The organism is Brevundimonas sp., assembly GCF_035626535.1.
Classification (GTDB): domain Bacteria; phylum Pseudomonadota; class Alphaproteobacteria; order Caulobacterales; family Caulobacteraceae; genus Brevundimonas.
Map to the genome: position 1 here is coordinate 1 of NZ_DASPNO010000047.1, position 12699 is coordinate 12699.

General features: G+C 70.0%; 12 protein-coding genes. 7 read left to right on the forward strand and 5 right to left on the reverse strand.

Annotated features, from left to right (window positions below):
• The coding region (locus VEC04_RS06760; protein WP_324775136.1) for a peptidoglycan-binding protein at positions 1 to 846 on the reverse strand (846 nt) is incomplete at its 3' end.
• Between the two features lie 162 nt (positions 847 to 1008).
• Positions 1009 to 1233, reverse strand: a complete 225-nt coding sequence (gene rpmE, locus VEC04_RS06765; protein ID WP_324775138.1) for a 50S ribosomal protein L31 — start codon at positions 1231 to 1233, stop codon at positions 1009 to 1011.
• A gap of 212 nt (positions 1234 to 1445) precedes the next feature.
• On the opposite strand from rpmE, the gene VEC04_RS06770 reads away from it, so the two are divergent.
• Together VEC04_RS06770 and VEC04_RS06775 are read left to right on the forward strand one after the other, a co-directional pair.
• Positions 1446 to 3215 (forward strand): ABC transporter transmembrane domain-containing protein, encoded by a 1770-nt coding sequence (locus VEC04_RS06770; protein ID WP_324775188.1) that lies wholly within the window; start codon positions 1446 to 1448, stop codon positions 3213 to 3215.
• 148 nt (positions 3216 to 3363) lie between these two features.
• A complete protein-coding gene (locus VEC04_RS06775; RefSeq protein ID WP_324775140.1) occupies positions 3364 to 3738 on the forward strand; it encodes a hypothetical protein in 375 nt (124 codons plus the stop codon).
• A gap of 81 nt (positions 3739 to 3819) precedes the next feature.
• On the opposite strand, the gene VEC04_RS06780 is transcribed toward VEC04_RS06775, so the two are convergent.
• Together VEC04_RS06780 and VEC04_RS06785 are read right to left on the reverse strand one after the other, a co-directional pair.
• Positions 3820 to 4863, reverse strand: a complete 1044-nt coding sequence (locus VEC04_RS06780) for a 2OG-Fe(II) oxygenase (RefSeq protein WP_324775142.1) — start codon at positions 4861 to 4863, stop codon at positions 3820 to 3822.
• A gap of 46 nt (positions 4864 to 4909) precedes the next feature.
• Positions 4910 to 5485: a superoxide dismutase family protein gene (locus VEC04_RS06785; RefSeq protein ID WP_324775144.1), complete on the reverse strand. Its 576-nt coding sequence runs from the start codon at positions 5483 to 5485 to the stop codon at positions 4910 to 4912.
• Between the two features lie 124 nt (positions 5486 to 5609).
• Between VEC04_RS06785 and gyrA the strand changes: the two genes are divergently transcribed.
• The 5 genes from gyrA to VEC04_RS06810 are packed head-to-tail and all read left to right on the forward strand — an operon-like array spanning position 5610 to position 11515.
• The gene (gene gyrA, locus VEC04_RS06790) at positions 5610 to 8390 is read left to right on the forward strand and encodes a DNA gyrase subunit A (RefSeq protein ID WP_324775146.1); all 2781 of its coding nucleotides are present in this window, start codon (positions 5610 to 5612) and stop codon (positions 8388 to 8390) included.
• 19 nt (positions 8391 to 8409) lie between these two features.
• Positions 8410 to 9207: an aminotransferase class IV gene (locus VEC04_RS06795; protein ID WP_324775148.1), complete on the forward strand. Its 798-nt coding sequence runs from the start codon at positions 8410 to 8412 to the stop codon at positions 9205 to 9207.
• Between the two features lie 49 nt (positions 9208 to 9256).
• Positions 9257 to 9739: a pantetheine-phosphate adenylyltransferase gene (gene coaD / locus VEC04_RS06800; protein WP_324775151.1), complete on the forward strand. Its 483-nt coding sequence runs from the start codon at positions 9257 to 9259 to the stop codon at positions 9737 to 9739.
• Between the two features lie 7 nt (positions 9740 to 9746).
• Complete coding sequence (locus VEC04_RS06805) at positions 9747 to 10586, forward strand: peptidylprolyl isomerase (RefSeq protein ID WP_324775153.1); 840 nt, start codon at positions 9747 to 9749, stop codon at positions 10584 to 10586.
• A gap of 32 nt (positions 10587 to 10618) precedes the next feature.
• The gene (locus VEC04_RS06810; RefSeq protein WP_324775155.1) at positions 10619 to 11515 is read left to right on the forward strand and encodes a peptidylprolyl isomerase; all 897 of its coding nucleotides are present in this window, start codon (positions 10619 to 10621) and stop codon (positions 11513 to 11515) included.
• Here the strand turns inward: VEC04_RS06810 and VEC04_RS06815 are convergent.
• Positions 11487 to 12623, reverse strand: a complete 1137-nt coding sequence (locus VEC04_RS06815; RefSeq protein ID WP_414642658.1) for a Ppx/GppA phosphatase family protein — start codon at positions 12621 to 12623, stop codon at positions 11487 to 11489. The genes VEC04_RS06810 and VEC04_RS06815 overlap by 29 nt on opposite strands.
• Positions 12624 to 12699 lie beyond the last annotated feature (76 nt).

Consider the following 12699-nt stretch of genomic DNA (forward strand, 5'->3'; position numbering starts at 1 on the left):
GAGGTTGAGGGCGATCTGGCGGGCGCGGTCCTCGGCCGAGGCCGACAGGGAGCGCTGGGTGCCCGTGCCGATGCGGCCGTCGGCGCCGAGGCCGTGGCGGACCTGGAAGCCCCGGACGGCCTCCTCGAGTTCGGGGCCGTAGAAGGTTCCCATGCCGGCCAGCCGGGCGCCGTCGGCGGCGGAAAGGTCGCCCTCGGCCACGAGGCGCTCGATCAGCACCGGGATGCGCGGATCGCTCGTGCCCGGCTCGATCGTCGGGCCGGGCCGGAAGACAGGCCAGCTGCGGCCGTCGCGGATCATCCGGCGGTAGCGCACATAGCCGGCCGACAGGTTGGAATAGCCTATATCGGTCGGCGCCAGCTGTTCGAACCAGTCCACCAGCCGGTTCTGGGCCAGGGCGTCGTTGAGGCCGACGGGCAGGTCGACGCGGTTCTTCTGCATCTCCCAGAGGTCTTCGACGGTCTCGGGGCGCACCCGGCCCTCGGCCAGGACGCGGCCATAGCCCATCGCCGCCGCCGTGGTGCGCATCTCGGCCGCCGCGGGGACCGCCGCGAGGGCGTCGAAGTCGAAGAAGTCGCTCTGGGACAGGCCGTGGCGCTCGGCGCGGCCCGCGGCGTTGCGCAGCGCCTGCAGCCGCTCCGGCGTCCACACCGGCCGCCAGCCGTTCAGTTCATAGAAGGCGCGGACGTCCGGCTGAATGGTGGCCGGGAGCCGCGCCAGCTGGTCGTTGAAGCTGTCGTAGAAGGCGACAGCCGCGGGGTCGCGGGTCTGGGCCCTCGCGGCCATCCCGCTTGCCGAGGCGATGGCCGCCGCCGCCGCGCCCAGACCCAGTTGCCGTCGATTCATCACTGCTGCTCTTCGCCCATTCCACGCAGGACCTGCGTTCACGCCCCGGTGGTCCAACGCGGCCATGTTATCGGCGTTCCGGCCAAACAGAAAGGCGCCGGTCCGGGGACCGACGCCTTCGTGAACGTCTTCGCCGTGGGTGTGGCCGCAAAGCCAGACCGTTTACTTCTTGATGAAGCCGCCGAACTTGTTGTTGAAGCGCGAAACCCGGCCGCCGCGATCCATCAGCTGCTGGTTGCCGCCGGTCCAGGCCGGGTGCGTCAGCGGGTCGATGTCGAGATTCAGGACGGCGCCTTCCTTCTGGTAGGTGGAGCGCGTCTTGTAGGTCGTACCATCCGTCATCGTCACGGTGATGAAGTGGTAGTCGGGGTGGGTATCGGCCTTCATGGTCGTTGTCCGGTCTCTGCGCGATGACGATGCCGACCGTCGGTGCGCGAAAATGAGAAACCCGCCGGGCGGCGGCGGGAATGAGCGGCGGCGTTTACACCGGGGGCCGTTCCGGGGCAAGAGGCTCGCGCCATGACCGATACGACCGCCCCGCTCCCGACGCCGCCGACCTTCGGGGACGGCCCGGCGCCGGCGCGCTGCTGGCCGAGCAGATGAACGAAGCGGGCGAGCGGCGGGCGAAGCGGCGCGACATCCGCCCGCTGGCGCGGCTGCTGCCCTACGCCCTGCGGCACAAGGGTCACGTGGCCATGGCGGCCCTGTGGCTGATGCTGTCCACGGCGGCCTCGCTGGCCCTGACGGTGACCGCGCGGGGGGCCATCGACAACGGCTTCGAGAACGGCGGCGAGCGGCTGAACCTTTGGTTCCTGGTGCTGGCCGCCAATGCGCTGTTCCTCGGCCTCGCCACGGCGGTGCGCTATTTCTTCGTCACCAAGACCGGCGAGCGGGTTATCGCCGACGTGCGCAAGGGGCTGTTCGAGCGGATCCTGACCCTGGACCCGGCCTTCTACGCCCGGATGCGCACCGGCGAGGTGCTGTCGCGCCTGACCACCGACATCGCCCTGGTGGAGACGCTGCTGACCACTTCGGTGTCCTACGCCCTGCGCAATTTCCTGACCCTGATCGGCGGGACCATCCTGCTGTTCGTGGTCAGCCCCAAGCTGACAGGGCTGGTGCTGCTGGTGGTGCCGCTGCTGATCGTGCCGCTGTTCCTGTTCGGGCGAAGGGTGCGAAAGCTGACCGTGGCCTCGCAGGACCGCTTCGCCAGCGCCGTGGGCTTCGCCGGCGAGAGCGTCGACGCCATCGAGACGGTGCAGGCCTTCGGACGCGAAAAGAGCGCCATCGCCCGCTTCGGCGACGCCGTGGAGGCGGCCTTCGGCGTGTCGCTGGTCCGCATCCGGGCGCGGGCGCTGATGACCGCCATGATCATCGCGGTGATGTTCGGCGGCGTGACCCTGGTGCTGTGGCTGGGGGCGCAGGACGTGATCGCGGGGCGGATGACGCCGGGCGCCCTGCTGCAGTTCGTGCTGCTGTCGGTGTTCGCGGCCGGGGCCGTGGGAGCGCTGGGCGAAAGCTGGGGCGAAGTTCAGAAGGCCGCCGGCGCCATGGAGCGGATCGACGAACTGATGCGCAGCACGCCGTCGATCGCGCCGCCCGCTGTGCCGCGCGCCCTACCGGAGCCGCCGGTCGGCGAGGTGTCGATGTCGGCGGTGCGGTTCAGCTATCCCGGCCGCCCCGACCTGCCGGCGCTGAAGGGCTTCTCCCTGACCGTGCGGCCCGGCGAAACCGTGGCCCTGGTCGGTCCGTCGGGGGCGGGCAAGAGCACCGTCTTCCGCCTGCTGCTGCGCTTCTACGATCCGCAGTCGGGCGTGGTCTCGGTGGACGGCGTCGACGTGCGCGAGGCCGATCCCGTGGCGGTGCGGGGCCGCTTTGCCTGGGTCTCGCAGGAGGCGCCTCTGTTCTCGGGTTCCGCCAGCGAAAACATCCGCTTCGGTCGTGAATCCGCCAGTCCGGACGAAGTTCGCACGGCCGCGGAAGAGGCGCAGGCGCTGAGCTTCATCGACGCCCTGCCGGAGGGATTCGAGACGCCGCTGGGCGAACGCGGCAAGAGCCTGTCCGGCGGACAGCGCCAGCGCATGGCCATCGCCCGCGCCCTGGTCCGCGACGCCCCGATCCTGTTGCTGGACGAGGCGACCTCGGCCCTCGACGCCGAGAACGAACGGCTGGTGCAGGCGGCGCTGGATCAGGCCATGGAGACCCGGACCACGATCGTCATCGCTCACCGCCTCGCCACCGTCCTGCGGGCCGACCGGATCGTGGTGATGGACGACGGCCAGGTGGTGGAGGAGGGGACCCACGCGGCCCTGATGGCCCGCGGCGGCCTCTACGCCCGGCTGGCGGAGCTGCAGTTCCGGGCCGACTGATCCTGCGCCGGAAAATCGCGAAATCCTGTCGAGCACGCTTGCACGGCGGATTTCCTCAAGGCGCGGGTACCGCCGATGTGGGCCGACTTCGGAGCCAGGCAAGCAGTGAGTTAAGTATTTGTTTCCCGGCGGTGGCTCAGATGGGAGCATGTCCGTCGATATCAAACTGGAGCGGGGACTGCGCCGGGTTTGGCTGACTGTCCTCGCTGAGCCCCCGAAGGCCAGGGTGGCGGAGACGGCGGTTCAGCTGGTGAAGCAGCATCCCGGCGTCGCCGGCTGGGACTGGATCATCGACCTACGCGTTTCACACGCAAAGGCGACGCCCGAGGAGATGGACTCAATATTCTCAGCGTTCAGTGCGAAGGGTCAGGAGGGGAACTGCACCATTTTCATCAGTAATGACAGCTCTGCCTACGATCTCTGTGCTCTGCTCGGGCGCAAGTTCCCGCACAGACGCTATTTGGCCGCGCGAAGTCGGGCCGAAGCGGAGGCGCTCCTGCCCCAAAGAACGCAAGGCATCTAGCTTCGGGCAGGCCGCCGCTCACGGGAACGTCCGCTACCCACCCATAGCCGCCCTCGCGCGGTCCGCTTCGGGGCGAAGAGTTCAAGCCGTCAGCGCCGGGTCGAGGAATTTCAGGTTCTCCTCGCGGATCTTCGCCGCCGGCTCGTCGTAGAGGAACGGCAGGAAGGCGAAGCGTTCGCCGCGCGTCACCGGCGTCGCCTCGTGCAGGATGGAGCAGGAGAAGACGCAGGCCCCGCCGGGCGGCGGCCGGTAGGTGCGCGATCCGTATTCGGGGAAGCGGAGGTCGCCGCCGCCGTAGTCGGCGTTCAGGTTGATCGAGACCGCGAACCGGCGATGGGCGGTGCCCTTGGTGGTGTTGTCGCGGTGCGGCCGGAAGAAGCCGCCGGTCTCGGCGTCATAGCGTGCGACCAGATAGCGTTCGATCCGGGTCGGCTTGAAATTGAACGCCTTTTCGATCTGCGGGATCAGCCGCCGGGTGAGCCGCGCCACCACCTGTTTCTGCAGGGCCTCGTCCTCGACGATCACGTCCGAGCGCCGCTTGTGCTGGTCGTTCATCATCAGGGTGGTGACGCCGTCCACCTCGCGCATGAAGCCCGACGGTTCGCCGCCGATCTCGCGGTAGACGGCGATCAGCTGTTCGCAGAAGGCGGCCTCGAAGATGCGCGGCGTGACCAGCACCGGCGCCGTCGCGGCGAACCCGCCATGCTCGGCGGGAGGCGGCAGGGCCGCGACGCGGTCCACGAGCGCCCCGGCATGCTCCGGCCCGACCGCCACCATCACGTGCAGGGCGGGATCGACCAGGAACCAGCGCTCGGCGTCGCGAGCGCCGTAGAGCTCGGCCGCCGCGCCGTCGGTATCGAACAGGAAGCGGAGCCCCGGCAGGGAGTCTTCCCGGCCGTTCCGGTCCGGATCGTCGCCGACGACCACGACGAAGGCGCTGGCGTGCAGGTCGTTGAATGCGGCCCGGCGCTGTTCGATGCGCTTCACGGCGGGCGCCAGATCGGGCCCGGCCCTGACGAAGGCGAGCAGCAGGTAGCGGCCCGCCGCCGTGTCGAGGACATAGCGGGGATTGCTGACGCCCTCGATCGCGAACGTCGGGGCCGGATCACCGTAGAGCAGCGCCATTCCCGGACGATGCCCGGCTTGGCCGCACATTTACAAGCCTGCCCGCCTAACCGGCCGCCATGACGCCGCAGACCACGCGGTCGCCGGCCCCGCCGATCGGCTGGCTGGCGTGGTCGTCCATATTGGCGTGGATGACGAGGGCCGAGCCGTCGGAATCCCACAGCCACTGGCCGGGGCCCTCGCCGGCGATGCGGGCGCGGGTGGTGAAGACCTCGGCGCGGACGCGTCCCTGGGCGTCGGCGAAAACGTTGGGCAGATCGCCGTCGTCGGGACCTCCGGCGTTCAGCAGGCCATGCGGCGCCCTGGGCTCGGCGTGATTGATGTGGCCGCCGGCCGAGGTGAAGGGCGCGGCGCACTGGCCGACCGCGTGGATGTGGGCGCCGTGCCAGCCGGGCGTCAGGCCGTCCGCCTCGATGCGGATCAGCAGGCCGGTCGGGCCCTGCGTCAGTGTGGCCCGGCCGACGTTCCTGCCCGCCGCGTCGAACAGCGCAGCCTCGCCGAAATCGCCGATCACAGCCCTCTGCGGCCGCGGGGAATAGTCGTTGGCGGTGATGTTGACGCAGGCGCCCAGCGAGACCGTGACCGGCAGAATGGCGAGGCAGGCGAGACGTGCAGGACGCATGGTGAAAATTCCCTGTCTGATACGGTCCGTGGGCGCGGCTTCGCTTTGCCTCCACAGCCCCCGGATGCTAGAAAAACCCTTAGCGGATCACGTTCCGATTCCGGCCATTTAAAGCCCGATTTCCTTGACCGACGACAGCTATACAAACGCCCTGCCGCCTTCGTCGGGCGCAGGCGGCGATATCTCCACCATCACGATCGAGGACGAACTGCGCCGTTCGTATCTCGACTACGCCATGAGCGTGATCGTGTCGCGCGCCCTGCCGGATGCGCGCGACGGGCTGAAGCCCGTGCACCGCCGCATCCTGTATTCGATGCACGACCTGAAGATGACGCCGGACCGCGCCTATTCGAAATGCGCGCGCGTCGTCGGCGACGTGCTGGGCCGCTTCCACCCGCACGGCGACGCCTCGGTCTATATGGCGCTTGTGCGCATGGCCCAGCCGTTCTCCATGGGGCTGATGCTCGTCGACGGCCAGGGCAATTTCGGCTCGGTCGACGGGGATATGCCGGCCTCGATGCGATACACAGAGGCGCGGATGGCCCCGGCGGCGCTTGCCCTGCTGACAGACATCGACAAGGACACCGTCGATTTCCAGCCCAACTACGACGAGAAAGAGCTGGAGCCGGTCGTCCTGCCGGCGCGGATTCCGAACCTGCTGGTCAACGGCGCGGGCGGCATCGCCGTCGGCATGGCGACCAACATCCCGCCGCACAATCTCGGCGAGATCGTCGACGCGGCCGTGGCTCTGCTCGACGATCCGAACATCTCCGACGACGCCATCCTCGACATCGTTCCCGGCCCGGACTTCCCGACCGGCGGCGAGATCATGGGCCGGACCGCGCCCCGCAACGCCCTGCGCGAGGGCCGCGGCTCGGTCGTCGTGCGCGGCAAGGCCTCGATCGAGACCATCCGCAAGGACCGCGAAGCCATCGTGGTCACCGAACTGCCCTTCCAGGTCAACAAGCAGACCCTGATCGAGCGGATCGTCGAAATGGTCCGCGAGAAGCGGATCGAGGGCATCTCCGACGTCCGCGACGAGTCCGATCGCGACGGCATGCGGATGGTCATCGAGCTGAAGCGCGACGCTTCGGGCGACGTGGTGCTGAACCAGCTGTGGCGCTTCACGGCCATGCAGAGCTCGTTCGGCGTCAACATGCTGGCGCTGAACCACGGCCGTCCCGTGCAGATGGGCCTGCGCCAGCTGCTGGAAGCCTTCCTCGACTTCCGCGAGGAGGTCGTCGTCCGGCGGATCAAGTTCGAACTGGCCAAGGCCCGCGACCGCGGCCACGTTCTGGTCGGCCTCGCCGTGGCCGTCGCCAACATCGACGAGGTCATCCATATCATCCGCTCCTCGGCCGACCCGAGCGAGGCGCGCGAGCGGCTGCAGGCCAAGAGCTGGCCCGTGGGCGACATGATGGCCCTGATCGAATTGATTGCGGACCCGCGCTCGGCCCTGGTCGACGGCGACAAGCTGAACCTGACCGACGAACAGGCGCGCGCCATCCTGGCCCTGACCCTGTCACGCCTGACCGGCCTCGGCCGGGACGACATCTTCGGCGAGGCGCGCAGCCTGGCCGACACCATCCAGGGTCACCTGACCCTGCTCAGCGACCGCGCCAACATCCTGGCAGTGATCCGCGAGGATCTGCTGGCCATGAAGTCCGAGTTCGCCGTGCCGCGCCGCACCGTCATCGGCGAGGGTGATTTCGAGCTCGAGGTCGAGGACCTGATCCCGCGCGAGGACATGGTCGTGACGGTCACCCACGGCGGCTACGTCAAGCGCGTGGCGCTGAACGCCTACCGGACCCAGCACCGCGGCGGCAAGGGCCGCTCGGGCGTGGCGATGAAAGACGACGACGCCGTGGTCGGCGTGTTCTCGGCCTCGACCCACACGCCGGTGCTGTTCTTCGCCACCAACGGCAAGGCCTACAAGCTGAAGACCTGGCGCCTGCCGCTGGGCAATCCGCAGTCGCGGGGCAAGGCCTTCGTCAACCTGCTGCCCATCGAGCCGGGCGACAGCATCATGAACGTGCTGCCGCTGCCCGAGGACGAGGCGGACTGGGCGAACTACGACATCATGTTCGCCACGAAGTCGGGCGACGTGCGCCGCAACAAGCTGAGCGACTTCGCCACCGTCAACCGGGCCGGCAAGATCGCCATGAAGCTGGAAGAGGGCGACCGGATGGTCGGCGTGGCCCTGTGCACGGCCGAGGACGACGTCATGCTGACGACCGCCCTGGGCCGCGCGATCCGCTTCAAGGCCGACGATGTCCGCGTGTTCAAGGGCCGAGACTCCACCGGCGTGCGCGGCGTGCGCCTGCAGAAGGGCGACGAGGTCATCTCGATGGCCGTGCTGGGCCGGGTCGACGCCACGCCGGAAGAGCGCGCCGCCTATGTCAAGCACGCCAACGCCATGCGCCGCGCCGCCGGCGACGAGGACGACACGCCGGCGGAGGCGGACGACGAAACGGTCGCGGAAGCCGCCCTGTCGGTCGAGCGCATCGCCGAGATGGGGGCCGCCGAACAGTTCATCCTGACGGTCACCGAGACCGGCTTCGGCAAGCGGTCCTCGGCCTATGAATACCGGCGCACCGGACGGGGCGGGCAGGGGCTGACGGCCCACGGCCTCGGCGGACGCGCCGGCGACCGGCTGACGGCGTCCTTCCCGGTCGAGGAAGGCGACGACCTGCTGCTGGTCACCTCGGGCGGTCAGATGATCCGCACCCCGGTCAGCCAGGTGCGCGTCGTCGGCCGCGCCAGCCAGGGCGTGACCATCTTCCGCACGGCGGAGGGCGAGCGGGTCGTCTCGGTCGAGCGCCTGCCGGATTCCGGCGGGGACGATGAGGTCGAAGGCGACCTCGAAGCCGGTCCGGAGGGCGGAGAGGACAGCGGCGAGAGCTGATCTCTCCGCTGGACGCGACATGGCGGACGCCGGAGACATCCTGATCGACGGCGTTCCCGCCACCCCGGCGGATCTGGTCCATGTGGCCCTGGTCAACTACGGCGCCTACACCTCCTTCAGGGTGGAAGAGGGCGCGGTGCGGGGGCTGGACCTGCACATCGAGCGGCTCAAGGCGTCGGCGCGGGAGCTGTTCGGCGAAACGCCCGGGGAAGCCCGACTGCGGGACCTGATGCGCCGCGCGGTCGGGGGCCGGGACCATTGCTGGCTGAGGGTCAGCCTGTTCTCGCCCGAGATATCGCCTCGCACGCCTGGCTGGACGGGCGCGCCGAAGGTCATGACGGCGACCTTCGCCCCGCCGCCGCCGCTGGCGGAGAGCGTGCGTCTGCAAACGCAGGTTCACGCCCGCGAGGCTCCGCACCTGAAGCACGTGGCGACTTTCGGGCTGATCCGGGCGCGACGGACGGCGCGGGCGGCCGGATTCGACGACGCGCTCCTCGTCGACGCGGAGGGGCGGGTGTCCGAAGGCAGCCTCTGGAACATCGGCTTTCTCAGAGGCGGCGAGGTCGTCTGGCCGCAGGCTCCGATGCTGGCGGGGGTGGCGCAGGCGCTGCTGCAACGCGGGCTCGACGCGGCTGGACGGGTGGGAACGATCGAACCGGTCAGGCTGGAGGAGCTGTCGCGGTTCGACGCCGCCTTCCTCTGCAACAGCGCGACGCCCGCCTGCGCAGTAGCCTCCATCGATGGCCACGTCTTCGGCCCGGCGCCGCTGGACGCCTTGCGGGCCGCCTGGGCGTCACAGCCCTGTCAGCCGATCTAGGCCGTCCCCGTCCCACCTGCTAAACCGCTGGGAAGGCGGGGAGGAACGTATGCGCATCGGCCTGTACCCAGGCACATTCGATCCCGTCACCAACGGGCATATGGACATCATCGGCCGGGCCGTGAAGCTGGTCGACCGGCTGGTCATCGGCGTGGCGCGCAATGACGACAAGGGGCCGCTGTTCAGCACCGACGAACGGGTGGTCATGGTCCGCGCCGAGGTCGCCCATCTCGGCGACAAGGTTGAGGTGCGTCCGTTCGACAGCCTGCTGATGCATTTCGCCGAGTCGCTCGACGCCAATATCATCGTGCGCGGGCTGCGCGCCGTCGCGGACTTCGAATACGAGTTCCAGATGACGGCGATGAACCAGCGCCTCAATGCCGACATCGAGACGGTCTTCCTGATGGCCGACCCGCGGCACCAGGCCATCGCCTCGCGGCTGGTCAAGGAGATCGCCCGGCTGGACGGCGCGATCGACAGTTTCGTGAGCCCGACCGTCGCCGCGGCGGTGCGGGCCAAGGTCAAGGGATAGTTACAGCTTGAAGATCGTCACCGCCGCCGCGCTTACGCTTTCGCTGCTGGCCGCCGCGCCGGCGGTCGCCCAGACCGCAGCGTCGGACTGGCGCACCGTCGCCCCCGAGAACCTGCTGGTCATCGACACCGCGAGGGGCCGCATCCTGGTGGAACTGGAGCCGCGCATGGCCCCGCAGGCGGTCAACCGCATCCGCACCCTGGCGGATCAGGGCTTCTACGACGGGCTGAAATTCCACCGCGTGATCCCGGATTTCATGGCCCAGACGGGCGATCCGATGGGCACGGGGCAGGGTGGCAGCCAGCTTCCCGACCTGCCCGGCGAGTTCGAGTTCCGACGCGGCCGCGACGCCGGCTTCGTCCCGGCCTCGTCTACGCCCCAGGGACAGGCCGGCCTGATCGGCTCCGTGCCGGTGATCACCCAGCCTGACGCCCAGATGATGGTTACGGCGGACTTCAAGGCGGGCGCCCAGGGGCTGTTCTGCACCGGCGTCGCCGGCATGGCGCGGGCCAACTCGCTCGACAGCGCCAATAGCCAGTTCTTCCTCATGACCGGACCGAAGGACGAGCTGAACGGCAAATACACGCCGTTCGGGCGGGTCGTGGCGGGCATGGACGTGGTCCGCGCCCTCAAGGCCGGATCCGAGGCCCAGAACGGGGCCGTGCCCGATCCGGACGTGATGACCCGCACCCGGACCGCAGCCGCCCTGCCCGAAGGCGAGCGGCCGACCGTGCGCGTGGCGACGGGCGCCGCCCTGCGCGCCGAGGTCGAGCGGGTTCGGGCCGCGCGCGGCGCCGCCTTCACCGTTTGCGACGTGCAGCCGCCGGCCGAGGTCGTCGGGGGCTGAGCCATACTGTCCGGGATCCTGGGGAGGGAACCATGAAGTCGATATCCGCCGCCGCTCTGCTCGCCGCCGCCCTTTTCGCCGCGCCCGTCCTGGCGCAGGACGTCGCCGGCACGCCGCCGCCTCCGCCCGCTCCGACGGCGGAGACGACGATCGCCGCCACCGAATGGCGCGCGGTTCCGGCCGAAAACCTGCTGGTCATCGACACGACCAAGGGGCGCATCCTCGTCGAGCTGACGCCCGAGGTGGCGCCGCTGCACGTCGAGCGGATCAAGCTGCTCGCCCGGCGCGGCTTTTACGACAACATCCCGTGGCATCGGGTGATCGACACCTTCATGGCCCAGACGGGGGACCCTCTGGGCAACGGCGAGGGCCAGAGCCCCTTCCCGGACCTCGTCGCCGAGTTCACCTTCCGGCGCGACCCGACGATGTCCTTCGCGGCCGTGGCGGAGCCCACCGGGGCCCGGCTCGGCTTCTTCAACTCCCTGCCGGTGCAGACCCAGCCGGACGCCGTGTTCGCCACCAGCAGCGACGGCAAGGTCCACGGCTGGGGCCTCTACTGTCCGGGTGTCGTCGGCATGGCCCGCGACGTCGGCAACGACACAGCCAACAGCCAGTTCTTCATCATGCGGCAGGCCTATCCGGCGCTCGACAAACGCTACACCATCTGGGGCATGACGGTGGCCGGGCTGGACGTCGTCCGCTCGCTGCAGGTCGGCGACGGGGACAACGGCATGATGGCCCAGGCTCAGCCCGACCAGATGACCCGCGTGCGCGTCGCCGCCGACATGCCGGAGGCCGAACGCCCGATGGTGCAGGTGCTGGCGCACGACTCGGCGCGCTTCCGGGCGCTGGTCGAGGCGGCGCGGGCGGCGAAGGGCGCGGATTTCTCGGTCTGCGACGTCACCCTGCCGGTGCAGGTCGCGAACTGAGTCGGCGTCGGGGGCGGTGCCGGCGCGGGCGGCGGTCCTCGCGCATCTTCTGCAGCAGCAGGCCCTCCCGCAGGCCGCGGTCGGCGACCCTGACCCGTTCCGACGGCCAGGCGCGCTGGACCGCCTCCATGATCGCCGCCCCGGCCAGCACCAGATCGGCGCGATCGGGCCCGATGCAGGACTCGGCGGCGCGTCCGGCGGGGCCCAGTTGCATCAGCCGCTCGGCCGCCTTCTCGCAGTCGCCGCGCGTCATCCACAGACCGTCGACCAGGTTGCGCTGGTAGCGCCGCAGCCGGAGGTGGATGCCGGCCAGACTGGTAATGGCGCCGGAGGTGCCGACCAGATGGGCCCGACCGGCGGCGAACACCTCGCGCAGGGCGGGATCGATCGGGGCCGCGGCCAGGGCCTCGCCCATGTCGGCGACCATGGCCTCGTACCAGCCCTCCAGCGCGGCGGGCGACGCTCCGGCGGGCTCCGGGTGGCGCTCGGCGAGGGTGACCACGCCGATCTGCGCCGACATCCAGCCTTCGAGAACGAAACCGCCGTCGGTCCGTTTCAGCCAGCTCAGTTCGGTGGAGCCGCCCCCGACATCGACGACCAGCACCGCCTCTGCCGTGTCGTCGAACAGGTTGAGGCAGCCCTCGACGGCCAGCCGCGCCTCCTCGACCGGATCGATGATGCGCAGACGAAGCCCGGTGCCTTGCCGGACCCGTTCGATGAAGGCGGCGCCGTTGTCGGCCTGGCGGCAGGCCTGGGTCGCGACGGCCATCAGCCGGCTGGACTCGACGCCCTTCTTCGCGACGCGCTCGCCGCACTGGACGAGCGCCTCATAGGCCCGCTCCATGGCGGCGTCGTCGAGCCGGCCGGTGCGTGACAGGCCCTCGCCGAGCCGAACTATGCGGCTGAAGGAATCGACCACCCGAAAGCCGTCGCGCGCCGGACGGGCGATCAGCAGGCGGCAGTTGTTGGTCCCCAGATCGAGGGCCCCGTACAGGGGCGGCTCCCGACCTGATGTGCCGGAGCCGTCGGAGGCGCCGCCCCTGGCGCGCCGGCCGCCGGACCCGGGTCGCTGGGACCGGGCGCCCCCGGGGGCGTCGGTCTCCGGCATGGGCCGAACTTTCACGGTGGGCGGTCCGAAGTGGCGCCCGTCCCGCACAACCTAGACCCGCCGCCGCGCCCACGCC